The sequence below is a fragment of the Roseateles sp. P5_B10 genome, assembly GCF_056400485.1.
Genome location: NZ_JBFULE010000015.1, coordinates 1 through 26,841, shown reverse-complemented (window position 1 = coordinate 26,841; position 26,841 = coordinate 1). Strand labels below are relative to the sequence as shown.

Annotated in this window: 20 protein-coding genes and 1 pseudogene; 15 read left to right on the top strand and 6 right to left on the bottom strand. The window is 68.3% G+C overall.

Translation table 11 applies throughout. From position 1 onward, the window contains the following. Positions 1-1,110, bottom strand: a 1,110-nt coding sequence (locus tag AC1DU6_RS02560; RefSeq protein WP_477856002.1) for an alkaline phosphatase family protein, incomplete at its 3' end; no start/stop codon positions are given. Between the two features lie 109 nt (positions 1,111-1,219). Between AC1DU6_RS02560 and AC1DU6_RS02555 the strand changes: the two genes are divergently transcribed. From AC1DU6_RS02555 to AC1DU6_RS02535, 5 genes are all read left to right on the top strand, one after another. Then, positions 1,220-2,416 carry an amino acid aminotransferase gene (locus tag AC1DU6_RS02555; protein ID WP_457447729.1) on the top strand — a complete coding sequence of 399 codons (1,197 nt, stop codon included), beginning with the start codon at positions 1,220-1,222 and terminating at the stop codon, positions 2,414-2,416. Positions 2,417-2,426: 10 nt separating this feature from the next. Then, a complete protein-coding gene (locus tag AC1DU6_RS02550) occupies positions 2,427-3,320 on the top strand; it encodes a hypothetical protein (protein ID WP_457322811.1) in 894 nt (297 codons plus the stop codon). Positions 3,321-3,428: 108 nt separating this feature from the next. Beyond that, positions 3,429-4,673: a D-amino acid dehydrogenase gene (locus AC1DU6_RS02545; RefSeq protein ID WP_477856001.1), complete on the top strand. Its 1,245-nt coding sequence runs from the start codon at positions 3,429-3,431 to the stop codon at positions 4,671-4,673. After that, complete coding sequence (locus tag AC1DU6_RS02540; RefSeq protein ID WP_477856000.1) at positions 4,670-5,758, top strand: serine hydrolase; 1,089 nt, start codon at positions 4,670-4,672, stop codon at positions 5,756-5,758. Before AC1DU6_RS02545 ends, AC1DU6_RS02540 begins: the two co-directional genes overlap by 4 nt. Next, positions 5,737-6,639, top strand: coding sequence for a S66 peptidase family protein (locus AC1DU6_RS02535; protein ID WP_457325812.1), 903 nt, complete (start codon positions 5,737-5,739; stop codon positions 6,637-6,639). The genes AC1DU6_RS02540 and AC1DU6_RS02535 overlap by 22 nt, the downstream gene beginning before the upstream one ends. A gap of 176 nt (positions 6,640-6,815) precedes the next feature. Here AC1DU6_RS02535 and AC1DU6_RS02530 read toward each other — a convergent pair whose 3' ends face one another. Next, positions 6,816-9,728, bottom strand: coding sequence for a TonB-dependent receptor domain-containing protein (locus AC1DU6_RS02530; RefSeq protein ID WP_477855999.1), 2,913 nt, complete (start codon positions 9,726-9,728; stop codon positions 6,816-6,818). Between the two features lie 202 nt (positions 9,729-9,930). Between AC1DU6_RS02530 and AC1DU6_RS02525 the strand changes: the two genes are divergently transcribed. The 4 genes from AC1DU6_RS02525 (at position 9,931) to AC1DU6_RS02510 (ending at position 15,716) form a co-directional block, all read left to right on the top strand. Next, a complete protein-coding gene (locus AC1DU6_RS02525) occupies positions 9,931-10,863 on the top strand; it encodes an ornithine cyclodeaminase family protein (protein WP_457324953.1) in 933 nt (310 codons plus the stop codon). Between the two features lie 256 nt (positions 10,864-11,119). Further along, positions 11,120-12,535, top strand: a complete 1,416-nt coding sequence (dacB, locus tag AC1DU6_RS02520; RefSeq protein WP_477855998.1) for a D-alanyl-D-alanine carboxypeptidase/D-alanyl-D-alanine endopeptidase — start codon at positions 11,120-11,122, stop codon at positions 12,533-12,535. A gap of 211 nt (positions 12,536-12,746) precedes the next feature. Further along, positions 12,747-13,313: an FxDxF family PEP-CTERM protein gene (locus tag AC1DU6_RS02515; RefSeq protein ID WP_477855997.1), complete on the top strand. Its 567-nt coding sequence runs from the start codon at positions 12,747-12,749 to the stop codon at positions 13,311-13,313. Positions 13,314-13,865: 552 nt separating this feature from the next. Further along, positions 13,866-15,716: a hypothetical protein gene (locus AC1DU6_RS02510; RefSeq protein WP_457323855.1), complete on the top strand. Its 1,851-nt coding sequence runs from the start codon at positions 13,866-13,868 to the stop codon at positions 15,714-15,716. A gap of 38 nt (positions 15,717-15,754) precedes the next feature. On the opposite strand, the pseudogene AC1DU6_RS02505 reads toward AC1DU6_RS02510, so the two are convergent. The 3 genes and pseudogenes from AC1DU6_RS02505 to AC1DU6_RS02495 all read right to left on the bottom strand — a co-directional run. Further along, positions 15,755-15,913 (bottom strand): annotated as a pseudogene (locus AC1DU6_RS02505) (transposase); the annotation flags it as partial. 79 nt (positions 15,914-15,992) lie between these two features. Next, complete coding sequence (locus AC1DU6_RS02500) at positions 15,993-17,279, bottom strand: glycosyltransferase family 4 protein (protein ID WP_457323856.1); 1,287 nt, start codon at positions 17,277-17,279, stop codon at positions 15,993-15,995. A 32-nt stretch (positions 17,280-17,311) separates the two neighbouring features. After that, positions 17,312-18,349 (bottom strand): S66 peptidase family protein, encoded by a 1,038-nt coding sequence (locus AC1DU6_RS02495; RefSeq protein WP_056192060.1) that lies wholly within the window; start codon positions 18,347-18,349, stop codon positions 17,312-17,314. 245 nt (positions 18,350-18,594) lie between these two features. Between AC1DU6_RS02495 and AC1DU6_RS02490 the strand changes: the two genes are divergently transcribed. The 3 genes from AC1DU6_RS02490 to AC1DU6_RS02480 all read left to right on the top strand — a co-directional run bounded on the left by AC1DU6_RS02490 (position 18,595) and on the right by AC1DU6_RS02480 (position 23,339). Further along, a complete protein-coding gene (locus AC1DU6_RS02490; RefSeq protein WP_477855996.1) occupies positions 18,595-21,435 on the top strand; it encodes a peroxidase family protein in 2,841 nt (946 codons plus the stop codon). A 179-nt stretch (positions 21,436-21,614) separates the two neighbouring features. Further along, entirely contained in the window at positions 21,615-21,848 is a 234-nt protein-coding gene (locus AC1DU6_RS02485; protein WP_457325277.1) for a DUF1653 domain-containing protein, read from the top strand. 30 nt (positions 21,849-21,878) lie between these two features. Continuing rightward, positions 21,879-23,339: a C13 family peptidase gene (locus AC1DU6_RS02480; protein ID WP_457325276.1), complete on the top strand. Its 1,461-nt coding sequence runs from the start codon at positions 21,879-21,881 to the stop codon at positions 23,337-23,339. Here AC1DU6_RS02480 and AC1DU6_RS02475 read toward each other — a convergent pair whose 3' ends face one another. Next, on the bottom strand, positions 23,340-23,930 hold the full coding sequence (locus AC1DU6_RS02475; protein ID WP_457325275.1) for a hypothetical protein: 591 nt from the start codon (positions 23,928-23,930) through the stop codon (positions 23,340-23,342). It abuts the gene before it with no gap. An 88-nt stretch (positions 23,931-24,018) separates the two neighbouring features. On the opposite strand from AC1DU6_RS02475, the gene AC1DU6_RS02470 reads away from it, so the two are divergent. The 3 genes from AC1DU6_RS02470 to AC1DU6_RS02460 all read left to right on the top strand — a co-directional run. Beyond that, a complete protein-coding gene (locus AC1DU6_RS02470) occupies positions 24,019-24,993 on the top strand; it encodes a helix-turn-helix transcriptional regulator (protein ID WP_457325274.1) in 975 nt (324 codons plus the stop codon). A 493-nt stretch (positions 24,994-25,486) separates the two neighbouring features. After that, positions 25,487-26,080 (top strand): hypothetical protein, encoded by a 594-nt coding sequence (locus tag AC1DU6_RS02465; protein ID WP_477855995.1) that lies wholly within the window; start codon positions 25,487-25,489, stop codon positions 26,078-26,080. A gap of 164 nt (positions 26,081-26,244) precedes the next feature. Continuing rightward, a partial coding sequence (locus AC1DU6_RS02460; protein ID WP_477855994.1) for a transposase occupies positions 26,245-26,841 on the top strand: 597 nt, incomplete at its 3' end.

Genomic DNA, 26,841 nt, shown 5'->3' with positions numbered 1-26,841 from the left:
CTGGCGGGCCGCGGCCAGCAGGCCGGAGGTCCAGCTGGGCGCTGCCGCGTCACGGGCTGTCAGCGCCGGGCCGAGGCCGAAGGTGTCGAACACCGATCTGACCACCGAGCTGTGGTCGAAAGACTGGCCGGGGAAAACCTGGCTGCCCAGGCTGCCGCGCGCCACCCACGGCGAGACGAGCAGGGCGGGCACGCGCACGCCCAGGCGGTCAAAGGCGAAGCCCACGTCGGGCGTCGGCCGGTTCAGCGGCGCGTCGCCCGGCGGGGTGGCGCCCGGCGGCGGCTCCCGGTCGTAGAAGCCGCCATGCTCGTCCCAGGTGATGAGCAGCAGGCTGTCGGGCCACAGTGGCGAATTGCGCAGGCTCTCGTAGGTGGACTTGATCAGCGCCTCGCCGGCGCTGACCCGGCCCAGCGGGTGCTGGGAGTTGCCGCTGCCGAAGCTGCCGCTGGGGTCATAGGTGGGCTCGATGAAGGTGTAGACGGGGGCGTAGTTGGCGTGGGCGACGTCGGTCGCGAAATCGCTGTGCACGGGGTGCTCTTCATCGCCATTGCTGAACGGATGAAAGCGTTCGTTGGGCTTGATGAAGGTGCTGGCCATGCCGGGCAGGGCCAGCACCTGGGGAACGACGTCGCCGTGATAGATGCGCCAGGGCTGGCTACGCTGGTTGAGGCGGTCGAAGAGGGTGCCGTGCTCGAAGCGGAAGACCGAATTGCTCGCGATCACCGAGCCGGCGATCTGCAGGTTCGTCGGGCTGGTGGCCAGGCCGCCGCTGGACGCGGCATGCACGAAGAAGCGGTTGGGCCAGGTCGGGCCCGGCAGGGAAGAGAACCAGTTGTCGAACAGCAGGAACTCGTCGGCGAGCTGCTGGATCACGGGCACCTGTGCAGGCTCGAAGCCCTGCCAGCCGACGCCCTGGAAGCCGTCCATCGCGCCGCCGTTGATCTGCTGGCGAACGGCATCGAACTCGTGCGGCGGATCAGCGCTGGCGCGGTCGGTGGCGCCGGGGCCGAAGCGAGGGTCGGCGGGCCGGGGCACGCGGCCGCTGAGCCCGAAGAAGTGATCGAAGGAGCGGTTCTCCAACATCAACACGAAGACATGACGCACCGGCATAGGGCTCTCCCTGAGCCGCCGCAGGCTAGCACCGGTGGGTTCAACCGCAGTCCACAGCCTTGATGACGAGGCTCTGGATAATCGGCACTTCCCATCGGAGACCCACCCCATGTTCGAGCACGTCGATGCCTATGCCGGCGATCCCATCCTGAGCCTCAACGAGGCCTTCCAGAAGGACCCCCGCGCCGGCAAGATCAACCTGTCCATCGGCATCTATTTCGACAACGACGGCCGCATCCCCATGCTGCCCTCGGTGCGCGCGGCCGAACTGGCCGTTGTCGAGGTGGCCGGCCCGCGGCCCTATCTGCCGATGGAAGGCGCGGCCAACTTTCGCAGCGCCGTGCAGGCCCTGCTGTTCGGCGTGGATCACCCGGCCATCAAGGCCGGCCGCATCGCCACCATCCAGGGTGTCGGCTCCAGTGGCGGCCTGAAGGTCGGCGCCGATCTGCTGAAGCGCTATTTCCCGGACAGCAAGATTTATCTTTCCGACCCGACCTGGGACAACCATCGTGCGGTCTTCGAGGGTTCGGGCCACACCTGCGAGACCTATCCCTACTACGACCCGGCCACCGGCGGCCTGCGCTTTGACGCGATGCTGGCCTTCTTCAAGGCCCTGCCCACGCGCAGCATCGTCGTCATGCACGCCTGCTGCCACAACCCGACCGGCGTCGACCTGACGCAGGACCAATGGCGCGCGCTGGTGCCCGTCATCCGCGAGCGCGGCCTGCTGCCCTTCCTGGACCTGGCCTACCAGGGCTATGGCGACGGCATCGACGAAGACGCCTTCGCGCCGCGCCTGCTGGCCGACGAGGGCCTGAGTTTCCTGATCGCCAACAGCTTCTCCAAGAGCATGAGCCTGTACGGTGAACGCTGCGGAGGCCTGAGCGTCGTCTGCCCCGACGCTGACCAGGCTGCGCGCGTGCTCGGCCAGATGAAATTCATGATCCGCCGCAACTACTCCAACCCGCCCATGCACGGCGGCCAGGTCGTGGCCAAGGTGCTGACCACGCCGGTGTTGCGCGAGATGTGGGAGGCCGAAGTGGCCGACATGCGCGAGCGCATCCAGTCCATGCGCCGCCAGCTGCACGATGTGCTCGCCGCCAAGCTGCCGGGCCGCGATTTCAGCTACTTCCTGACCCAGCGCGGCATGTTCAGCTACACCGGCCTCACCGCCGAGCAGGCCGAGCGGCTCAAGACCGAGTTCGGCGTCTACATCCTGCGCTCCGGCCGTATGTGTGTGGCCGGCCTGAACACCCGCAACGTCGAAGCCACCGCCGAGGCGATGGCGGCCGTGCTGGCTGGTTGAGGACCCGCGCATGCGAGTCCGGGAGGCCGGCCTTGCCCTTGCTATTGCGGTAGCCAGCAGCACCGGCAAGGCCGCCGACGCACCGCCGGCGGTCGACTCCATCCTCTGGCTGGTCAGCAACACCATGGTGGTGCCGGATGGCGACGTCATGCGCCACCCCGCAGACGAGCTGACGCGCTGGCTGCAGGCGCGGCTGCCCGGTGTGGCCTTGCAGCCCACGGTGGCCAATGCCGAGCGCAGCTGGGTGCTCATCCGCGAGCGTCGGCGGGCCTGCCATGCCGGCGCCGCGCGCACACCGGAGCGCGAGCGCCTGGCCTATTTCACCGACACCTGGCTGGTGCCGCCGCCCCAGCTCATCGTGCGCCGGGACCGTCGCGCCGCGCTGCCGCTGGACGCAAACGGCGCCGTGGACCTCAAGGCCCTGCTGGCCGACGCCTCGCTGCGCGGCGTGCTGGCCCAGGGACGCAGCTACGGGCCGGCCCTGGATGCGCTGATCAAGGCCCAGCCCGCCGGCCCGCAGGTGCAGCACCTGTTCGGCGGCGACTACGGCAGCAGCCTGTTGCCCATGCTCATGCAGCGCCGGGCGGACTACACCCTCGACTACCCGAACGTCCTGATCGCCCAGGCCAGCCAGCCCGCGGACGAACAATCGGGCGAACCGGCGCTGGCGGCGCTGCCCATCAAGGGTGCGAGCGAGGCCATCGTCAGCGGCATCGCCTGCCCGCGCACCGCCTGGGGCCACGCGGCCATCCGCCTCATCGACGCGGCTCTGGGCACGCCAGAGGGCGCCGCGATGCTGCGCGACACCTTGCGCATCTCATTGCCGCCCGACACACAGCGCGCCTATCTGGATGTGCTTGACGATCATTTCAACCGCCGCGCCAGGCCGACGCCCGGCCTCTGAGTGCGCCCGCTCCCATGTCGCACGGTTATGGCCGTGGCCGCCGGTTTCATTGGCAGCGGCCGCACGCCGTCTTTACCCTGCCGCCAGGTTCAAGAAGTTCAGGGCAGGATGAAGCATTGCGTGGTGATCGGCGGCGGTGTGGTGGGCCTGACCACCGCCTGGGCGCTGCTGGAGCGTGGCCACGGCGTCACGCTGATCGAGCGCGACGGTGAGKTCGCCCAGGGCGCCAGCCGTGCCAATGGCGGCCAGCTCAGCTATCGCTATGTGTCGCCGCTGGCCGACGCCGGCGTGCCGCTGAAGGCGCTGCGCTGGTTGCTCGACCCCGACGGCCCGCTGCGCTTCAAACCCGAGGCGAACTGGGCGCAATGGGCCTGGTTGATCGCCTTTTTGCGCAATTGCCGCGGGCCCGTGAACCGGCGCACGACCGAGAGGCTGCTGGCCCTGGGCGCCTACAGCCAGGCCTCGTTCGCGCGGCTGCAGGCCCAGGCRCAGCTGGGCGACAGCATCGCGCTGCGCACGCCGGGCAAGCTGGTCGTCTACCGCAAGCCGACGGAGTTCGCGCGTGTCGCCGCCCGTGTGAAGGGCAGTGGTGCCGAACAGGCCCTGTCGCATGACGAGTGCGTCGCGCTGGAACCCGCCCTGGCTGACACCGAGGCCACGCTGGCCGGCGGCATCTTCACGCCCGGCGAGGCGGTGGCCGACTGCCATGCCTTCTGCACGGCGCTGTACGAAAGGCTGGGCCAGCACGAGCGCTTTCGCGGCCGGCTCGGCGGCCGCGTCAAGAGCCTGCAGCGCGATGCCCAGGGCGGCGTGCTGGGCGTGCAGACCGAACTCGGCGGCATTGGCGCGGATGCGGTCGTCCTCGCCGCCGGCCTGCACAGCCGGGCGCTGGCGGCCACGGTGGGCGTCGAGCTGCCGATCTACCCGTTGAAGGGCTACAGCCTGACGGCGCCCATCCAGCCTGGTCACCGGCCGCCCGAGGTCAGCGTGACCGACTTCGAGAAGAAGATCCTCTACGCCCGCATCGGCCAGGAGCTGCGCATCGCGGCCATGGTCGACCTGGTCGGCGACGACCTGAGTCTGGATGGCCGGCGGCTGGCCTCGCTGCAGCGTTCGGTGCGTGCCACCTTCCCGCACGCGGCCGACTATGACCGCGCCACGCCCTGGGCCGGCCTGCGCCCGGCCACGCCCAGCGGCGCGCCCATCCTCGGCGCCAGCGGCGTGCCCGGGCTGTGGCTGAATGTCGGGCATGGTGCCCTGGGGTTCACGTTCTCTTTCGCAACGGCCAACATCGTGGCCGAACTGGTGTCGGGCCGCGCGAGCCCGCTGCCCCTGGAGGGATTGAGCTTGTGAGGAAAGACGACCTGGCTGCAGCGCTGCTGCAAGCCGTCCAGGCCCAGCATTTCGAGCAGACGGCCGACAGCCTGCGTGGCGGCGAGCCGCTGGATGCCCCGCCCAGCATCGACCTCGCGGTGGCGGTTTTTCCGCGCGACGGCAAGGCGCCGGTCTGCGCCAATGTGCTGTTCTCGCGCGAGCATCCGCAGGGGCTGATTGCGCGCTTCGATGCCACCACCGGTGCCGTCGCCAACATCGCCTTTCATGCCGACGTGCGCGACGCCAAGGGCGATTCCTACGCCTGGCTGCCTGGCGCGGACTGGACTCGCATCGACTTCCCGGCCTGGTTCGGCAGCGGGCCGCGCTTTGTCGCGCCCTATCCGGCCTCGCTGCTGAAGATGATGGTGGCCGTCGGCATGGGTCATCTCGTCGATGCGGGTCGCAGCGACTGGGCGCTGCCTCTGAACTTCACGGGCAAGACCCGCGCAATGGCCGACTGGCTGTTTGACATGATCACCGTCAGCAGCAACGAGGCGACCTCGGCGCTGGTTACCCATCTGCACGAGCGCGGTGCCATCCGTCGCGAAGGCGGCCGCGAGGTGCACAACGAGATGCACGAGTTGTTCGCTGCCGCTGGCCTGCCGGGCTTGATGATCGCCAACACCCAGCCCGATGGCGGTTGGGGCAATGCGGCCGGCTCGGGCGTCGGGCAGATCCAGATGACGGCCTGGGACGCGCTGCGGCTGATGTGGCGGCTGGACGCGGACGCGCCCGCCCAGCCCACGCTGATCAGCCCCGCCAGCCGCGACGTCATCCGCCGCGCGCTCGATGCACAGAAGCTGCACCACAACCTCAGCAGCGAGTCGCTGCGAGCCTTGCCGGGTTGGGTGCCCGGCATCCCGGTGCACTTCGCCCACAAGACCGGCAACACGCAGAACTACACGAGCGACGCCGGCATCGTGCACGACGGCGACTTGCACTACTTGATTGCGGTGACCACCAGCCTGGGGATGCGTTACGCACCGCATCCGGAGGCTTCGACAACCTGGAAGCTGCCGGCCCTGGGCGCAGCCGTTCACCAATGGCTGAAGACGAATTCCTGATCCCGCCGCTGCGCCCGGGCGCATGCGTCGCCGTCATCGCGCCGGCCGGCCCGCCCAAGCCAGGTCGGCTCGATTCAGTTGAAGGCTGGTTGTGCGAGCGCGGTTATCAAGCCCGTCTGTTGCCAAGCTGCTTCGGCCCGCCACCGCTGGACTTCCTCGCCGCACCCGACGCCGTGCGCCTGGCCGACGTGCACGCGGCCTTCGGCGACCCGCAGTTCGACGCCGTGCTCGCGCTGCGCGGCGGCTCCGGTTGCATCCGGCTGATGGATGGCATCGACCTCGGCCTGCTGGCGCACACGCGCAAGCTGCTGATCGGCTACAGCGACCTGACCGTGCTGCATGCACTGCGCAGCCAGGCGGGCATCCCGTCCCTGCACGCGTCCATGCCGGCCAGCGACTGGGGCCTGCCCGGCGCGCAAGCCGACACCGATGCGCTGTTCGAGGGCCTGGCTCGCGGTTGGCGCGTCGGTGACGTCATCGGTCAGGCTCCGCCACATGCGCTCAGCCACGGCGGCAGTGCGAGGGGCCACCTGATCGGCGGCAATCTGGCGATGTTCTGTGCGTTGCTCGGCACGCCTTATCTGCCCGATGCCGACGGCGCCTTGCTCTTCATCGAGGACATCAGCGAAGAGCCCTATCGTGTCGACCGCATGCTGAGCCAACTGCGCCTGGCCGGTGTGCTGGACCGCATTGCCGGTCTTGTCGTTGGCAGCTTCAGCGGCGCTGAGAGTCCCGACGCCGTGCTGGCTGATCACCTCCCCAAGCTGCGCTGCCCGGTGCTCGCCGGCTGGCCTTCGGGCCATGGGCAGCCGAATCGGCCGCTGCCGTTGGGCGTAGCCGCCGAGATGGCCGTCGCTGCCGGCACGCTGACCCTCGTGTGAACGGCCTTCTCGACTGCGAAGCAGCCGAGTGAGGAGGGCCAGTCACGCGCCGCCAGGCGTGCCGCGCTTGCGCGGGTTGGGCCGCCTCGCGGCACAACTGGCACTCATCAAAAAAACAGCCCCGACACAGGCGGGGCTGGAAACCGGCTTCCSGGGCCGGCAGGGAGTCAGAGGGGTCAGAACATGCGGTACTCAAGGCGCAGCGTGAACGAGCGGCCGCGCGGGTCGGCCACGCGCGGTTCCCAGCTGGAGCCGGCGCCGGTGTTGGTGTCGTAGGTGACGCTGAACGGCGGGTCTTCGTTGAGCAGGTTCTTGATGCCGGCCGTGATGGTCAGGTTCTTGATGCCGCCGTAGGCCAGGCTGGCGTTCAGGATGGAGTAGGCCGCCACGCGCGGGTTCCAGTTCGCCGGCGTCACGGTGCCGTTAGCCACGCCGGGCAGCACGAAGTCCTGGTAGCCGGTGCGGTAGACATGCTGGAACGTGGCCGCCCAGTCGCCCTCGGTGCGGGTCAGCGTGGCGGTGTGCTTCCAGCGGATGCCCAGGTCGCCGGCCCGGGTGAAGCGGCCGACCTCGCTGCTGCCCATCGGCGCGCTCGGCACCAGGCGCGACTTCTTGTCGAGCAGGTAGGACACGTCGAAGCTGCCCGTCCACGCCGCGCCGAAGGCGTTGGTGTTGCCGCGCAGGCCCAGTTCCAGACCCTTGGTGTTGGTCTCGCCGGCGTTCACATAGCGGGTGTCGACGGCGAGGAGCTTGCCGCTGCCGTCACGGATGAAGTTGTCCTTGAAGTACTGGTAGTTCTCGGCCAGCGTCGTCAGGCCGAAGGACTGGATCGTGCCGGTGCGTTCGATCGACCACCAGTCCAGGCTGGCCACCAGGTCTTTCGTTGGCTGGAAAACGACGCCCGCGCTGTACATCTTGGCCTCTTCAGGGCCCAGCGTCGATTTGCCGCCGAACAGGGTGCTGAAGTCGCGCACGGACTGGCAGCCCGGCGTGTTGGAGACGACGCGCGAGGAGCAGGTGGCCGGGTCGGTGAAGTCGGCGCCGACGAAGGTGCTCTCCGTGATCGGGTCGAACATCTGCTTGAAGGTCGGCACGCGGAAGCCCGTGCTGTAGGCGCCGCGGAACAGCAGCTGCTCGGTCGGGTTGTACCGCAGCGAGACCTTGGGGTTGGTCGTCGAGCCGAAGCCGGTGTAGTCGTCGCGACGGATGGCGCCGGTGATCTCCATGTCCTTCATGACTGGCACGGCCACCTCGGCGAACACTGCCTTGATGGTGCGCTTGAGGGTGCCGGCCGTGGCCAGTGCGTTGTCGAAGGGCACGTTGAAGATCTGTGCGGCGACGGTGTTGGCATTGGAGCGCTGGTCGCCGTCGAACTTGTACTTTTCGGTGCGCGAGTCGACACCCAATGCAGCCATCACCGTGCCGCCGGGCAGCTTGAATACCGGGCCCGACACGGTCGCGTCGGCCTGCTCCATCGTGAATTTGCCGCCGTACAGCGTCACGCCCTCGGCTGTGATGGCGTCCAGCGCCTTCAGGGCCTCGGGCGTCTGCGTCAGCGAGAAGGGATTGAGCACGCCGGTGTTGATCAGGTCGGCGAAGGGCTGCCAGTAGTGATAGCCCTTGCCGACCGTGGAGCTGCCTTTGCTCTCGGCGCGCGAGAAACCGACGCGGTAGTCCCAATCGGTGAGGAAAGGCAAGGCACCGTCCGCGCCGACCAGGAAGCGCGCGGTGTCGGCCGTGGTGTCGATCTCGCGGTTGCCGCAGGGCATGCAGCGCCAGCGGAAGGCCATCGGCAGGCCGCGGTTGGCCTCCAGCGCCGGGAATGACTTGACCAGTGCGTTGAACACGTCGTTGTAGCCTGCGCCGGTGCTGGGGTAGCGCAGGTTGCGGAAGGGGCTGGGGTAAACAGTGCCGGCCAGATTGATGGTGGCGGTGCCCGAGCCGCTGGTGATCTGGTTGGGCGAGAAGCTCTTGGTGGACTCGGCCCGGCCCAGCACGGCCTCGCCGAACACGCGGTGGTCGCCCAGCTTGAAGGTCAGGCGGCTGACGAGGTTGGTGTTCTTGATCGGCTGCTGGATGACGGCGGCACGGCCGGTGTCCCAGGCGCAGCCGTACTTGGACGCCGCGGTGGCCCAGAGCGTCTCCTGGTAAGGGCTCATGCCATCCACCGACGAGCAGCCGGCGCCGCCGGGCAGGTCGAGGATATTGATGCCGTTGACGCGCAGCGCCGGGTTGGCGAAGTCGAACGGCCYGGCGGTGTTGTTGCCACCCTGGCTGAGCACGTTGCCCAGCGCAGCGCCGGTTGGCGTGGTGCCGGCCACAGCGAACAGCGTCGCAATCGGCGTGCCGCGCGTGTCGGGCGACAGGCCGCGATCGGGCTGGTAGGTGTTGACGAAGTCGCGCTGGTCGCCGCGCAGCACCTTGTTGTCGCGCACCGACAGCGAGGCCAGGAAGTTGAAGCCGTCGGTATCCAGGTTGCCGTAGCCGGCCGTCACCGAGGCGCCGTAGATCTCGCCGCCCTTTTGCTGCGGCACGTCGGCCAGCGCGTTGATCGTCACGCCGCTGTAGTTCTGGCGCAGGATGAAGTTGATGACGCCACCGATGGCGTCGGTACCGTAGATGGCCGAGGCGCCGTCCTTGAGGATCTCGACGCGGTCGATGGCGGCGAAAGGAATCTGGTTCAGGTCGACCGTGCCGCCGTTCAAGCCGTGGGCCGCCACGCGGCGGCCGTTCAGCAGGATCAGCGTCGCATTGCTGCCCTGGCCGCGCAGGTTGGCGCTGGAGGCGCCGTTGTTGCCGCGCGCGGCGCCATCCACCACGTCGGCATTGCCGGCCAGGTTGTCCAGGCCGTTGCCGTTGATGTTGAGCTGCATGATCATCTGCTCGGCCGACGCGATGCCGGCCCGCTCCAGCTCACGCCGGCTGATCACCTGGATGGGCAGGGCGCCCTCATCCTTGATCCGCTTGATGCTGGAACCCGTCACCTCGACGCGCTCCAGTCGCGCGCTGTCGTTCTGCGCCAGGGCAGCGCCGGTATGGCCGGCGAGGCCGACGATGGCGAGCTGGGTTGCCAGACGATTCAACTTCATCTCAAGGACTCCTGCATGTGATTCGATTGCCGCCGATGTTCGCTGGCGCGCGGGGGAGCGCCCAGGGGGCCGCACCCCAGGTGTTGCGCGCTGTTCAATGAATGCTTGTGCGCTGCACATAACCTGCGGGAATGCGTGCTGATGTGAAAGCACGCGCACGGTGCGCGGCGGCCCTCATACAGTGCCGGCGGAGGTTTTCTTCATGCGATTGATCACTGAGGCCGATGTCGCGGCCGTACTCGACCCGGACAGCGCCGTGGCCGCCCTGCGTGCCGCCTTTGCCCAGCACGGCCGCGGCCAGGCGCAGGTGCTGGCCCGCCACCGTGCCACTGCCACGCAGGGCGGCGCCGCGCTCGCGATCAGCGCGATGGGGGCCATCCTCGACGCCGACGGTGAGTTGCCGGCGGTGCTCGGCACCAAGGTCTATTCGGCGCGCAACGGCAAGTACCACTTCCTCGTCAGCCTATTCTCGGCCGAGACCGGCGAGGCGATTGCGACGCTGGAGGCCAACGAGTTCACGCGGCTGCGCACGGCCGCGGCCAGCGCCGTGGCGGCGGACCTGCTGGCGCTGCCAGAGGTCAAGACGCTGGCCGTCTTCGGCGCCGGCATCCAGGCGCGAGCCCATGTCGAGGCGCTGACACGGGTGCGGCGCTTCGAGCGCGTGCTGGTCTGCGCGCGCAGTGGCGGCGAGGCCTTCGCAGGCGAGATCGAGGCACAGATTGGCTTTCCGGCCCGGGTCGTGGATGCCGCCACGGCCGCTGCCGAGGCCGATGTCATTGCGACGGCCACGCGCTCGGCCGTGCCGCTGTTCGACGGCGCTCTCGTCAAGCAAGGCGCCTTCATCGCTGCCGTGGGTTCTAGCACGAAGACGGCGCGCGAGCTGGACGACGCGTTGCTGGCCCGTGCGGCCCTGGTCGTCGTTGAATGGCGCACCGCCGCCGAGCTGGAAGCCGGCGACATCGTGCAGGCCGTGCCGGGCGTCATCGCGCCCGAGCGGCTCGTTGAGCTGGGCGAACTGATCGTCAGCCCGCGTCCGCGCGAGGCGCAGGACATCGTCGTCTACAAGAGCGTCGGCATCGGCCTGGAGGACGTGGCCCTGGCTCGCCTCGTCGCCCACCGCCTGGGAGCCTGTTGAAGTGAAACGAGCCCCTCGCCCGGTCTTGCGCCGGCTGAACGCCGGCAATCCCGGTCGGTCTTGCAGACCGCGCAGCCGCCGGAGCGGCTGCTCTTCGGCAGGCTCAACAAGTCCACAGGACTTGCCGTGTCCGGCCTCAGCCCCCGCGGGGACGGCGATGCTCGCGGCATCGAGCCGCAAGCACATCGCCAACGCGGGCCGGCTTGGGAGCGGCCCGGCGCTCGGCCCGCAATGCGCAGGTTTCCTGCGATGGCTGATGCGGATCTCTTTGCCGGTTGCAGTGGTGCTGCTGACCGGCTGCGCGACGACCTCGGTGCCCGACCCCGTACAGGCCGCGCTGGCCAAGGCCGGCCTGCCGGCGGAAAGCCTCGGCTTTGTGCTGCAACCGCTGGACGGCTCTCGGCCGGCCTTGAGCCAACGCGCCGACGCGGCGATGGCGCCGGCTTCGACGATGAAGCTGGTGACGGCGACCGTCGCCATGGACAAGCTCGGCATCAACCACCGCGGCCGCACCGAGCTGCTGGCAGGTTCGGTTCCTGTCGGAGGGACCATTGACGGCCCGTTGATCCTGCGAGGAGGCGCCGATCCCGACCTCGACTGGCCGGCGTTGTGGTGGCTGCTGCGCCAGCTGCGCGAAAGCGGCGTGCGTGAGATCCGTGGCGGCCTCGTCATCGACCGCACGCTGTTCAAACCGACCCGCTTCGATGTCGGCCTGCCGCCCTTCGACGATGCGCCCGAGTTCGACTACAACGTCATCCCCGACGCCTTGCATCTCAACGGCAGCCTGCTCGACTTCGAGCTGCAAGCCACGGCCACCGGCGTTACGGCGCGCGCCCTGCCGGCCCTGCCAGGGCTGAGCGTGGATGCGAGCTCGATGACACTGTCTGCAAGGCCGTGCAAGGACTGGGACGAGGACTGGAAACCGGCTCTCGCCCAGCCCGCCGGCGAGGGCTGGGCGCTGAAGCTGCAGGGCGCCTTCCCGGCCGGTTGCCACCAGCGCGCGCCGCTGCAGATCGCCGACCGGCAGTGGCTGGCCACACGGGTCGTGCGCCAGTTCTGGGCCGAACTGGGCGGCACGATGGGGCCGGGCGATGCGGAAGGTGCCGCGCCGGCCGGTGCCGTCGTGCTGGCCACGCACCGCGGCCGGCCGCTGGCCGAGGTGCTGCGCGGGGTCATGAAGCGCAGCGACAACGCGGCAACAAGGCTCATCTACCTGCAGCTCGGCGCCCAGGCGGCGCAACCCGGCGAGCCGACGCTGGCGGCGTCTGAGCGCGTCGTGCGCGACTGGCTTGCGGGCCATGGCGTCGACACGGCAGCGCTGGTGCTGGACAACGGCTCGGGCCTGTCGCGCGGCGAGCGGGTCAGCCCGGCCCTGCTGGCCGGCGTGCTGCGCGCGGGCCAGCGCGGCGCCCAGGGGCCGGAGCTGCTCGGTACCCTGCCCATCGCCGGTGTCGACGGCACGCTGTCACGCCGCCTGAAGGACGGCCCGGCCACGGCCCGAGCGCGGCTCAAGACCGGCACGCTGCGCGATGCCGTCGGCCTTGCCGGCTTCGTGCCGGATGCGTCGGGCAAGCCCTGGGTCTTCGTCGCGCTGCTCAACCATCCCGAGGCTGCGGCCAAGGGGCGGCCGGTGCTGGATGCGCTGGTGGAGTGGGTGGCAGGGCAGCGCTGAAGGCTTGATCCCGAGCGGCGTCAGGCGGCGGCGTTTGTTGGCCGACTGACCGCGCTGCAACACGACCCGTCGACATCACGCCGGATCGTGTGTGTCAATCGCCTTGCCGAACCCCTAGTTGGAAAGTTGCTTAAGCCGCAGCGTCACCTATGTTTTCTGCTCGGCACCCGGTTAGGTATCGGGCGCCATGCCAAGGCAACAGGAGATCGCGATGGCTAGATTTGCAGGGTTCAGGCAGGCGGCATTGGCATTGGCCGCGACGTGGTTCGCGGCAATGGTGGGGCAAGCGCACGCGATGACCCGGGAGGTCGACTTCAACGTGCTCAATGCCACAGCGACGCTCCAGGGAACGTTCGGCTCTGGCGACACGCTGATCGTCGACACGGTGGTGACGCAGGAAACCGGCGCGCTGTCGCAGAGCGTCACGTTCACGCTAGGGGCGGGCATCACCGGCTTGACCGGGCGTGCGGTGTGGGAGATCTCGACTGCCGCCGGCCCGGGGCCGCGCCTCGTCGGCGTCAACATCGACATCTTCGATGCCAGCAACACCCTCGTTATCAGCGATGCGTTCGGTGGTGTCCTGGGCGGATACGCCGTGTCGGCCTTCGACGGGGCCATCGGTCCCGGCACCTATCACCTGGTGGCCAATGGCACTGCAGTGCGCGATGCGGTGCTCAATATTTCCATCAGCGCGGTTCCCGAGCCGCGCACCTACGCGTTGCTGCTCGCCGGGATTGGGGCGGTGGGTCTGCTGGCGCGCAGGCGGCGCTTGGGTTGAGGCTCTAGGCGTGCGGCAGGCGGTCCGTCGCAGTTGCGCCGGGACGTCTCACCGTGGCGGCAGCGCCTTCATCGGGCAAGCCAGCGCAAGGACTGAGGGCGCCGCCGGGAAGGCGGCTTCGGCCGTGGCCCTCAGGCGACGGCCTGCGCCAGCAGGCGCTGCGTGACGGCGTCGGCATCCATCTGGGCCATCGCTCCCACCGGCACGGTCAGCTTGCGCTTGATGCGGCCGATGGTTGCGCCGCGGAAGACGGGGATGTTCAGAGGCAGGAAGTAGTCGTCGCCGGGCTCGCGCGTCGTGAAGCGAGCCCAGCCCGACGCCGACCCTGTGTTGTCATCCCGCAGTGCTCACCGGCGACCGTCTTCGTGCCGATCGGGCGTTGAAATCCATGCGTAGACGCTTGCGACGCAATGGCCACAGGCGCGGGCGCTTCGTGCCGCCGCCTGAGCTGCTCGCGGCGAACGCGCGGAGGCGGGATTCCATCGAAACGGGAGCGACGTCCAGGTTTTGCGTGATGGTCCTACGATCCCGTTTCCGAACCGGGATATCTCCATGCGCTTGTCGCTACTGTCGCTCCTCATCGCCTGCCTGACGATCCAGCCTGCGCCAGCGCAGGCCGATGCGGCCGATGCGCCAGTCACGGTCAGTTTGTCGGTCAAGAGTGGCCGGGCGGCGTTCAAGGCCGGCGAGCCCATTGCGCTGGATCTGAGATTTCGCGCGCTGCAGGCGCCGGGGCGCATCGTCACCAATTCGCTGGGTGACTACCTCTCTGACGAGGTCGTCATCACGGCGCTTGATGGCAGTCCTCCCGCCGCGATCGATCGCGAGCGCTGGATGCCGCAGCAGCATGACGTGATCAACCTGCAGGCTGTGCCCGAGGGGCGGGAGTTGACGCTAACGCTGGTGCTCGATCAGCGGTACCGCTTCGATCGCCCGGGGCGTTATTCGGTGCACGTCGTTACTCGGCGGGCGGGACGCAAGGCACTCACCACGAACGACGTCACGTTTGCCGTGGAGATGCCGTCGCCCGATGAGGATGCGGCGCGCGTCCGCATGCTGGCTGCAGAAATCACCGGCGCGCCGTCAGGGCGCAAGTCGGCGGCGGCCGTACAAGCGCTGGCCCGAATGTCTTCCGATGCCGCGGCGCAGGCCAAGCTCGATCTGGTTCTCGAACCGCAGGGCGCTCATCCGTACCGCATCGACATCCTGCGGGGGCTTTGGCATGCCAGCGACCGTCAGCGAGTCATCGAGGCGCTTGAGAAGGCTGTCATGGACCCGGCGCTGGCGCGCACGGATCTGATCGACGACCTCGTGCTCCTGAAGAGCAGCGTCGAGGCTTCATGGCCGGCGGATTGGGCGGCAGACGCCGCGCTCAGCAAGCGCATCCGCGCGGCGGCGCTGCATCGACTCGCTGCGACCCTGCCGCTGCGCGATGGGGAGTCCCGTCTGCAGGCCAGTTGGCTGGTTCTCGAACCCTTCCGCGGTGACGCAGCGGCCATGGATGTGACCGACTTTGTCGTCGCTCGGGATTTCATTGCCGCGCATCTCGACAAGTTGCAAAGCTACCAACTGGTCGGCTTGGCGCGCGACTTCCGCGGCGCCTTCGACGGCCTCGCCGTCGTCGCCGCGTTGCAGCACTACCTGGACGCGCATCCGGACGACGCCAACGCGCTGAGCCTGGCCGTGAACCAATATCCCGACCTGGCCCAGCCTTATGTCGTCCGCCACGCGTGCGGCGATCACCCGATGTATTTCGAGCAGGTCCGAGACTTGCCCGTGGCGACGCTGGCCGATGTAGACGATTGTCTTCGCCGCAAGCTGCTGAAGGAGGCGCCGACAGCGGCAACAACCTCCGGTCAGATCGGGCTGGGTGTGACCCTGGCTTTCGTGGCGCGTTTCGCCACACCGGATCTGATCCAGGACGTCGCCCGGCTGATGCCCTCGCTTCAGGGGCGCTGGTTGCCCAATGCCAGAGCTGCCGCGCTTGTCTACCTGATGCGCTGGGACCCCAAGACCTATTCGGCGCAGTTCGAGGTCGCTGCGCAACAAGACGAGGGCGATGTGATGAGCTACACCGCCAAGGTCACCAGCCACTTACCCGCTGACGCGATGCGCGCCTTTTATCGCAGGACTCTGGAGAACGGTTCCGCGCACGACACGGCGCAGGCGGCGATGGTGCTGGCCAGCATCGGTGCAGCGGACGACCGGCCGTTGTTGAACGCGCGCCTGCAGCGCCTGCGCGAGGCACTGCGGGCGGGCCGAGGCTCTCATGATGACGAGAACCTGGAGGCGTCCTTGGTCTTCGCGATCCTCGACGGCTACGGCTGGCCGCGGGAGGAAGGTCTTGCGCTGGTGGCGACGTGCGTTTCCTCTTTCTGCAAGACAAGCTTTCACGTTCAATGACCTGCGCTGGGGTGCGTGACAGTCGATCCGGCGCCTTCGGGATGCCGGAGCTGTTGCGTCATCAAGAAGCCGTAAGCGGTAATGCTCAGGCTGGCGTGATGATGGAAGCCCCGCCAGCCTCTGCCTTTGTAGTGCCCCAGCCCCAGCTGCTGCTTGAGGTCTTGGTAGTCGCGCTCGATGCGCCAGCGCATCTTGCCCTCCAACACCATGCTGGATGCGCTCGTGAACTGGGTCACGGCGCAGCGCTGACGGCGCGGCCTTGCGACCGCCGCTGGTTCACTGCGCCGGTGGCGACGCCAGCGACCGAGCCACGACCGCCTCGTTGCGTGCCATCACCGCCGACCAATCGAATTCCAGCCGCGCACGCGCCAGCCCGTTGCCGGCCAGGCGGCTGGCCTGCGCCGGTGTGCGCAGCAGCGACCTGATCGCCGCGGCCAGCGCCTGGGCGTCGCCCGGCGCCACGAGCAGGCCGTTGTCGGCGTCACGCAGCACACTCGGCGTTCCGCCGCTGGCGGTGGCCACCACGGGCACGCCGGCGGCGTTGGCCTCGCACAGCACCCGGCCCATGGTCTCCACGTCGCGCGCGCCGGCGTGGTGGCTTTCGTAGCTGGCCAACGCAAACACGTCGCTCGCCCAGTAGTAGCGGGCAATCTTTTCGTGCGGTACACGGCCCTCGAAGCGCACCACGTCAGCCAACCCCAGGCGCGCGCAACAGGCCTCGTAGGCTCGGCGGCGGCGGCCGTCGCCGACGATCAACAGGCGGATGGCCGGGAATTCACCGCGCAACCTGGCGAGGGCATCGAGCAGAACTTCAACGCCCTTCTTTTCGACGAGCCGGCACACCGTCAGCACCACCTGCGCAGCCTCGGGCACGCCGAGCTCCGCGCGCGCGGCAGCCCGCGCACCGGGCGGCGGGCGGAACTCGCCAGCGGCGACCCCACCCGAGACGACCTCGATCCGCTCGCCCGCCACGCCAATCGCCCGCAGCAGGTTGGCCGTGTAGTCGCTGTTGGCCAGGATGCCGTTGTGGGCCGCCGCGGCGTGGCGCATCACTCGTTGGCGGCCGTCACGGAACAGGCGGTCGACCCAGTCGGGATGCTGGCCATGCTCCAGCCACCAGCTCAGTGCACGCTGCATGGCCGCCGAGCCGATGGCCCGGCTGCCCCAGGGATAGGGATAACCCAGCCAGGGCCGCAGCACGTCGTTGCCCACCGAGCGACAGACGACCGGAACGCCGGCGCGCGAGCGCAGCAGGCCGTAGAACACGGTCGATGCATAGATCGCATCGGGCCGGAACACGCGGATGCGGTCCAGCAGCAGCTCCTGGTTGTGCCAATAGCCCAGCCGCGACAGGACCCGATGCACCGCATGGGAGCAGCCGGCATCGAATGCGCGCGCGGCCTCGGCCATGGCCGGGTCGGTCACGCGATAGGTCAGCACTTCCACGCAGGCGGCGTGGCGCGCGAAGTGCGCCGCCAGATACCTGGCGTGCGTCTGCATGCCGCCGATGGCGGGCGGCCATTCGGTGAGGATGAGCAGCAGGCGCGGTCCGCTGGCACGCATGCGGCAGTCTCGGGGGTCGGGCGCCGGGGAACCTAGGCCACGGCCGGGCTCAGCAGCCGGATCGTTCCCGCGTCGGCATCCATCTCGGCCGGCGCACCGACCGGCACGGTCAGCTTGCGCTTGATGTGGCCGATGGCCGCGCCCCGGTAGACCGGCACGTTCAGCGGCAGGAAGTAGTCGTCGAACACCTCGTCCAGTGTCAGGCTGCCGTAGCCCTCGCCGGGCTCGCATTTGGTGAAGCGGCCGAGCACGACGCCGCTCAGTTGCGACAGCGCGCCGGCCAGGCGCAGCGTGGAGAGGCAGCGGTCGATGCGGTAGATGTACTCGTTGATGTCCTCGAGAAAGAGCAGGGCGCCACGGCAATCGGGGAAATAGGCCGAGCCGGCCATCGACGCCAGCACGGTGAGATTGCCGCCCACCAGCCGGCCTTGCGCCTTGCCGGGGCGCACGGTGGTGATGCGCTCCTCGCGGGCGATCAGGTCGTCCACCGGCTTGACGACAGGGTTGCGCAGCACGGCGGCCTCGGCATTCATCGCGATGGCCTTGAAGCTTTGCACCGAGTAGTCGTTCCATTCCGACACGGCCACGGGGCTGTGGAAGGCGACGAGGCCGGTCTGGCGGTGGATGGCGTTCACCAGGCAGGTCAGATCGCTGAAGCCGCCGAAGAATTTCGGCTTGCGGCGGATCAGCTCGTAGTCGAGCTTGTCGACGATGCGGTTGCAGCCCGAGCCGCCGGTCATGGCGAGGATGCCGGCCACCGAATCGTCGGCAAACATGGCGTTGATGTCGGCGGCACGCTGGGCGTCGGTGCCGGCAAAGGGCCCACGGCGTGCGGCGACGAATTCGCCCGGCTTGACCTTGAAGCCCAGGGCCTGCAGCACCTCGACGGCCATCTTCAGCGGCTCGCGCTCGAAGGTGGCGTTGGCGGGGCTGACGAGGCCGATCGTGTCGCCCGGGCGCAGCCGCGGCGCGAGCAATGGCCCGCCCGCGGCGCGCACCGGTTGGGCGGCGGCCAGCAGGCCGGCCGTGGCGGCGCTGAACTGCAGGAGTTGACGGCGTGACGGGTTCATATCGCTCGCAAACAATCAGAGATGAGGGGCTGGCCGCGTGCTCGGTCGCGCGGATTCGACGATTTGCGCGGCATTGTGTGCGCCCTGGCGGCATCAGCTGCCGCGGCCTGTTGCCAGTCGCGTGCAAGGGCAGGCACGGGTGGCTGTCCTCAAGGTGAATTTTTCGGGGCCTTCGAAGGATTGACGCTATGGCCGTAGCCTCGCTATGTTGCGCGATCTGCGAAGAACAAGACGAGGAGAAGCTCATGAAGCATGCACTCACCTGGCTGCTGCTCACGCCGCTGCTGCTGGCCGGCTGCATCAGCACCACCCCCCAGGCCAGCCTGGACGACACCAGGAACTGCACGGCCATGGTGGCCGGGGGCTTTCGCAAGGTGGCCGACGAGCGCGGCGAGCGCTTCAATGGCAAGGTCGGCGAAGAGGTGGCGCGCTGCCGCGGCAGCGACAAGGCCGCGGCCTTCCGCAACACGCCCTATGTCGACTGGTCCAACTACTGGGCCACCGGCGACAAGGCCACGCTGCTGCCGGGAACGAGTGGCGTCGGGAGTCATCTCGGGCCCAATGGCCGGGGCGTCGACGGCGCGCTGCTGGACCTCGAGTACCAGCGCATGGAGCTGATCAAGTTCAACCTGTTCGACAACTCCGGCAGCTTTGCCGACTACGCCCTGGGCCGTGAAGGCGTGGCGGGCGCGGCCGTCAAGACCTGGCCCTCGATGCGGCTGGCGGCCGATTCACCGTTCTACGCGGCCGTGGGCGGCGACGGGCCGCAGCTCTGCCAGGGTGATCTGATCCGCTGGCGCCAGCTCAGCGGCGTCTGCAACGACATCCGCAATCCCAAGATGGGCTCGGCCGGCGCGTTGTTCGCGCGCAATGTGCAGTTCGAGGCGACCTACCCCGACATCAGCGACGACGCCCTGGCGCGCAACCGCCATGGTGACCGCATCGCGTTGCTGCAGCCCGACCCGCAGCTGATCAGCCGCAAGCTCTTCACCCGCGCGCAGAGCGACCCCGCCAAATGCCGCGACGGGCAAGGCCTGCCCGGCAATCCGGTGGACGCCAACTGCGACTACCAGAAGGCGCCTTTCTTCAACGTGCTGGCGGCCTTCTGGATCCAGTACATGACGCATGACTGGTTCTCCCACATGGAGGAGGGCCGCAACGAACCCAAGTGGATGCCGGTGGGCTGCACGGGCGATGCGGCCAAGCTGGGCTGCCGGCCCGATGACCGCATCGACCGCGCCTTTGTCGCCGACGGCAATGCGCCGCCGCGCTACACGGCGGCTGACGGAACCAAGCCGCTGGCACGCGCCTTCCGCACCCATGCCAACAACAACACGGCCTGGTGGGACGCCTCGCAGATCTATGGCTACAACAACGTCTCGCGCCAGCGCGTGAAGCGCGACCCGGCCGACCCGGCCAAGCTGCTGATGCCGCCCGGCGCACGTGGCGGCGCGGGCGAGGCCCTGGGCCAGTTGCCCGTCTTCGCGGCGAACGACCCCATCCTGCCGCAGTGGGCCGGCCAGGGTGCGGCAGCCTTCCCGGACAACTGGAGCATCGGCGTCGGCTTCTATCAGACGGTGTTCTCGCGTGAGCACAACGCCTTCGTCGCCGAGTTCCGCCGCCGCGCCGCGGCCACGCCAGAGGCCGACTCGGGCCTGCGCGACCCGGCGAACCCGACAGCCGTCATCCGCTACCGCGACGTGTCGCCCGACGTGCTATTCGAGGTGGGGCGCCTCGTCGTCGCCGCCGAGATCGCCAAGATCCACACCATCGAGTGGACGACGCAGCTGCTCTACGACGAGCCCCTCTACCTCGGCATGAACGCCAACTGGGGCGGCCTGTTCGAAGGGCATCCGTTCGTCGAGAACGCGCTGGAAGCCATCGTCGTGCAGAACTACGGCAAGAGCACCGACGCGAAGAAGGCCGGCCAGTGGTACTCGGCCCTGGCCTCGGGGCCGGGCATCTTTGGCCTCGGTGCGCGGGTCTACAAGGACGACAGCTTCTTTGCGCGCCATGACGCCAAGAAGGACGACATCTGGAACCTCGCCAACCCCGAGCACGTGAACGGCGGCGTCAACCACTTCGGCTCGCCCTTCAACTTCCCCGAGGAGTTCGTCAGCGTCTATCGCCTGCATGCGCTGGTGCCGGACCTCATCGAGCTGCGCCACTGGGACAGCGACCCCAATCGCATCGCCGCCAAGGTGCCTGTCATCGAGACCTTCCGCGGCAAGGCCACCGGCGCGCTCGCCAACGAAGGCGCGGCCGACTGGGCGCTGTCGATGGGCCGCCAGCGCCTGGGCCTGCTGACGCTGGGCAACACGCCGGCCTTCCTGCAGAACCTGGCCATACCGCGGCTGCAGTCCAGCACCGGCAAGATCGACGTCGCGGCCCTGGACATCATCCGCGACCGCGAGCACGGTGTGCCACGCTTCAACGAGTTCCGCCGCCAGTACGGGCTGCGCCAGCTGACCAGCTTCGACGACTTCATCGACGCCCGCCTGCCGGCGGATTCACCCGAGCGGGCGCGGCAGCAAAAGGTCATCAACGACCTGCGCAGCATCTATGGCCAGCACAAATGCGATGCGAAGAAGGTCATCACCGCCGCGCAGAGGAACCTCGACGGCAGCCCCATCAACGACTGCCTGGGCAAGCCCGACGGCAGCCTGGTGGATAACATCGAGGACGTGGACACGGTGGTGGGCTGGCTCTCGGAGTTCACGCGGCCGCATGGCTATGCGATCTCGGAGACGCAGTTCCAGGTCTTCATCCTGAATGCGTCGCGGCGCCTGTTCAGCGACCGCTTCTTCACCAGCAGTTTCCGCCCCGAGTTCTACGGCAACCTGGGCATCGAATGGCTGATGAACAACGGCCCGACGGGCAAGCAGTTCGAGGCCAAGGAAAGCAACGGCCACCGCATCGAGGTCTCACCCTTCAAGCGCGTGCTGTTGCGCACCGTGCCCGAGTTGGCGCCCGAGCTGGCGCATGTGACCAACGCCTTCGACCCCTGGGCGCGTGACCGTGGCGAGTATTACGGCCTGGGCTGGCAGCCGCGCCGCGGCGCGGAAAGCGACCCCGCATTCCGGTGAACCCCTCGTCCAGTCTCGCCCCGCTGCACGCGGGCGTGCCCAGCCGGTCCCCCGAGGGGACGGCGATGCTTGCGGCATTGAGCCGCAAGCACATCGCCAGAGCGGGCCGGCTAGGGAGCGGCCCGGCGCTCGGCCCGCAAGAACGTCGGTACGTCGACCACTGAGGTGAAATCGGGGGCATGAGCTCAGACCTGCCCCCGCTGCCCCACCTGGCCCCCGGCCGCTACCGTCACTACAAGGGCGGCGAATACGAAGTGCTTCATGTGGCCCGCCACAGCGAGACGCTGGAGGTCGTGGTGGTCTACCGGCCGCTGTACAACGACAGCGGCTGGTGGGTGAGGCCTTACGAGATGTTCACCGGCACACTGGAGGTTGACGGCGTCGTGCGGCAGCGCTTCGAGCGCATCGGCTAGAGACGATGGCCGGCAGGGGAGGGCGGGTGGATGAATGAAGAAGATCAGGCGCAGGACGCGCCTGCAGGCGGGCCGTTGCTGACGGCTGCGGCGCTGGACGACTGTGCACCCGCAGTGGGTGGCGCGTCATGGATGCGCGAAGGCGCGCGCGTGCTGGTGTTCCTCCCGCCGCGATGGGAGGGCCTGGAGGCCGCGCCGGTGACGGTGGCGGCGCCGGTCCTGGCGGGCTATCTGCTGCAGTTCATTGCTCAGCGCGTGATGATGCAAGGTGCGCCGATGTTGCTCTGGCAAGGCTTCCTTGCGGGCTGGGCGGGCATCGCCATCATGGCCTGGCTGTGCTGGGTGGTGGCGCGGTCTCGCTCGGCACAAGCGCCTGCGACGCCAAGGCCAGCCACGCTGTTTGCACTGGTTTGCATTGCCGGGCTGATGCTCGGCCTGTTTTCCGGCGGTGTCTTTCTTGGGATGCGAGCCGCGCTCGATCCGTTTGAGAGCTGGCCCCTGAGCCTGCAGCTGACGGCATGGCTGGTGCCCTTGTGCTGGGCTGGCCTGACGCAGCTCGTGCTGCTGTGGCGGGCAGCGGGTTCCGGGCTGGCGCGTGGTGCTGCCCTGTTGCTGGTCCCTATCCCGCTGATGCTGAACGGCTGGCTCGCGCCGCCGACATTCTGGTGGGCCGAGCCAGCGGCCAGTGCCGAGGCGGACGCCGAACCCGAGGTCGGGTTGCCGTTGACCGACGAGACCATAGGCAGGCAAGCGCAGCTCGTCGCTGTTGCATTGCAGGGCCTGCGACCACCGCAGCCGGGCCGGGTCAACGTCTACGCAGCGACCTACGCGCCCAACGCCTCGGAAGACGTCTTCATGCGCGAGAGTGCCACCGTTGCCAAGACCATGCGCGAACGCTTCGGCGCGGACGGTCGTCTGGTGGAGCTGGTGGCCAACCGCGCCACCACTGACACGCTGCCCTGGGGCACGCCGGCCAACCTGCGCCAGACCATCGCCCGCATGGCCGCCGTGATGGACCGCGACCGGGACGTGCTCTTTCTGCACCTGACCTCGCACGGCGGCCGCGACGGCAAGCTGGCCAACGACACCTGGCCGCTGAAGACCGAGCCCGTCACGCCTGACCTGCTCAAGCGCTGGCTGGACGAAGCCGGCGTGCGCTGGCGCGTGATCTCCGTGTCGGCCTGCTACTCGGGCAGCTGGATCGCGCCGCTGGCCGGCGACGGCACGCTGGTGATGACGGCGGCCGACGCGGACCACACCTCCTACGGCTGCGGCAAGCGCTCCGAGCTGACCTTCTTCGGCCGGGCGATGTACGAGGAGGCGCTGCGCAAGACCTGGTCCTTCACCGAGGCACATGCATGGGCACGCCAGGTCATCGAGGTGAGGGAGAAGGAGGCGGGCAAGAGCGACGGCTATTCCAACCCGCAGATCAGCGAAGGCGCCGGCATCCGCGGYGTGCTGAAGCGGCTGGCGGAAGAGCGTGCGCACTGATCACGCCACCCGTATCCAGTCCATCGACCAGTCCATCAACCACGTCTTCCCGCCATCGCGCGACGCGGCCTGCTGCCAGCGGCAGCTCGTCGGCGTGATGCGGTCCCAGACGCTGCGGTAGATGACGGTCTTGCCGTCTTCCTCGGACTGCTCCTGGAAGATGCCCGCCCCGCCTTCGAAGCTGCCTGGCAGACCTTGTGCGCCCAGCTCGCCCGAAGCGGCGTTGACCCAGAAGTCCGACCACTGCGCCTTCTTCACGTCCAGCAGCCGCAGGCCCATGCCGCCGAACTGCCGTGCTGGGATGCGCAGCTCCTCGACGCTGCAGACGCCGGCCAGGATGGCGTGCACCGTCGCCTCGCCCTCGAAGACATCCCAGACACCATTGCGACGCCTGTGGTTGAGGATCTTCCAGCGGCCGCTCAGGAAGTCAAAGTCGCCGGGTTTGCCGGGCGTGCGCGCGGTGGGCAGGGCGCCCGTCATGGCCGGGCCGGGCTGGGGTTCGGCGGGTTCGGCAGGCGCGGCCCTGCTCGGCGTCAGCGCAAGGGCTGCGGCAGCCTGCAGCAGGCGGCGGCGTTCGGAGTTGTCGGTCATGCGCATCTCGTGAGTGAGTGGAGGTGGCGCATGCTGCACGGCATGACATGACAATCGGCGTCATGTTTTGCGGAACATCATCCAAGGCATGCGCGCCAGCCGACTGCTTTCCATCCTGATCCTGCTGCAGCTGCGCCCGCAGATCACGGCGCCGGCGCTGGCGCGCGAGTTCGAGGTGTCGGTGCGCACCATCCTGCGCGACATCGATGAGCTGTCCGCCGCCGGTGTGCCCGTCTATGCCGAACGCGGCCGCAGCGGCGGCTTCAAGCTGCGCGAGGGCTTTGCAACACGCCTCAACGGCCTGCTCGGCGACGAGGCCCAGGCCCTGCCGCTGCTGGGCCTGCCGGGGGCGGCCAGCGAACTGGGCCTGGGCGGTGCCTCGCAGCGGCTGCGGCTCAAGCTGCAGTCGGCGCTGCCGGGCGAGTCCGCCGCGCTGGCCGGCCGGTTGCAGGCGCGGCTGCATGTGGACCCGCTGGACTGGTACCAGGGCGGCGAGCCGGCAGCGCACCTGCCGGCGCTGGCCCAGGCGGTGCTGGAGTGCCGCCGCGTCGAACTGCGCTATCTGAGCTGGAAGGGCGAACGGGATTGGCGCGCCGAGCCGCTCGGCCTCGTGCTCAAGGGCGGCAGTTGGTATGCCGTCGCACGGGCCGGGGCGCGCACGCTGACGCTGAAGGTCGCCAACATCCAGTCGCTCAGCGTSGGCGAGGAGAGCTTCGAGCGCCCGGCTGACTTCGATCTGTCGACTTGGTGGCAGGCTTCGCTGCAGCGCTTTGAGAGGGAGTTGCGGCCCGAGGTCGCCGTCATCCGCATCACCGCCGAGGGCCGCCGGCGGCTGGCCGAGAAGGGCAGCTATGCCGCCCAGGCCGTCGCTGCCGCGGTGCCCGAGAAGCCGGCGGGGCCGCAGCGTTGGGCCAGGGTCAAGTTGCCCATCGAGAGCGTGGACCAGGCGGCGCGGCTGGTGTTGTCGCTGGCGCCGGAGGCTGAAGCAATGGGGCCGGCGGAGGTGAGGGCGAGGGTGGCGGAATGGGCAGGAGAGTTGGTGCGGCGTCATGCAATGGCATAGGCAACTCGCTGCAGTGCCATCAGGCGGAGAACTTGTAACTTCGCGCCGCTTTTGCCGATGTTTTATTGGCATAGTCATTGCCCATCAAACACTTGCAACGGCTGCTCCGGTTTTATGCAGCAGTGGCTGTCGCCCTAGAACACGTTATGCAGCACGCTAGCCTGAACTCCATCGAGCGCTTTGTGCCCTGCTTGTGCCGCGGGCTCGTTGCGTCGGCGACCGAGCGGTCCGCGCGTTCGGGCGAGCGCGTGTCGGTGTCACGAGTGGCGAGCGCCCAGGTATCGGATTCCGCATGCATTGCGCTTGCGGCTAGTCCACCAGGCGTGCTCGCCTCAGCCCTCGACGGGCTTCAACTTCGGCGGCTTTTCCCTGTCGCGGCCACCGGCGCTTCGACAAACGGCGCTCGGCATAACCGGTCGCTCCAGCGGACGGCTTCGCCGCCCGCTGAGCTTTCACGTTGGGCATTGCCCGGCGCCAACATCAGCCCCCTGAAATGACGTTCTTCAGAGCACCTTGCCTGGCAGTCGCCTTGTTGGCCGCTGCAGCGCCCTCTTTCGCTCAAACCTTGTGGGCCTCGCCTTACGGTGCATTTACCCTTCAAATTCCCGAAGGGTGGCGAGCAGTCCCGCTGCCTGATACGGCCCTCGGGTCTGACACGATCATCGATCTGGTCGTGGGAGCAGTAGCAGAAGGCAATCCACCTTTGAAGGCGGGTTGCACAGTTATGCACATGATTCGCTCAACGCCGGTACGACTTACGCAGGCTGCAGTCAACTTGTCGCTGGCGTCCTGGGACAAGGAACTCATCCTCTCGCGGTTGACAGCGCGYGGTACCAAAGTCACTGAGGTGCTCGATTTCGCCAACAGCGTCGAGGCGAACGTGCGGACCGTGTCAATGCACTATTTAGTCGCGACAAGCGCTTCCAAGACAGAGTTCTGGCAATCCCAGTTCTTCGTGGTGCTCCCAGAAAAGGATGCGGCATTCTTCACGGTGGCCTGCCTAGCACCGCAGAGTGAGCAGGGGCCAGAGTTTCAGCGCGCCATGAGTGCCATCAGGTCGCTAAAGTTTCAAAGCCGGGCGGAGTAGCGGCAATGCCCAACCCGTCCGTCAAGGGGACATCATGCGCTTACGCGCCTGCTGCCCCTTACGTCGAACGTTGAGGCTGTCAAATAACCTGAAGTCGGGTCGCCACCGATTCATTTCTTGACGCCTAGTGCGTCAAATGAGCGGACTCGTTCAGGAGTCCCGCAATGCCCCGCTACAAGCCCTGTGATCGCCACGCGCTGTTGCTTCCGGTGGTGCTGTCAGAACAGATCTTGCCGGGCAGCTTCGCCTTCGCGCTGGACTACCTGGTTGAGCACGAGCTTGATCTGACGGCACTGGATGCGCGCTTCAAGAACGACGCCACGGGCGCCAGCGCCTTCGACCCGCGCGTGATGCTCAAGATCGTCTTGCTGGCCTACAGCCAAGGCCTGATCTCCAGCCGCAGCATCGTGGCCGCCTGCGCACGCAATGTCCAGTTCATCGCCCTCAGCGGTGACAGCCAGCCCAGCCATGCCCACATCGCCAAGTTTGTGACCTCCCTGAGCGACCAGATCAGGCCACTGTTCAGCCAGGTCTTGATGACCTGCGACGCCCAGGGCCTGATCGGGCGTGACATGTTCGCCATCGACGGCGTCAAGCTCCCCAGCAACGCCAGCAAAGAGCGCAGCGGCACGCATGAAGAACTGAGTCACCGAGCCGATCGCCTGGACAAGGCTGCGGACAAGATCCTGGCGCTGCACCAAGCCCAAGACAAGGAAGGCGCTCAGGCGCCGCTGGACACCAAACGTCAGGCTCGCATGGAC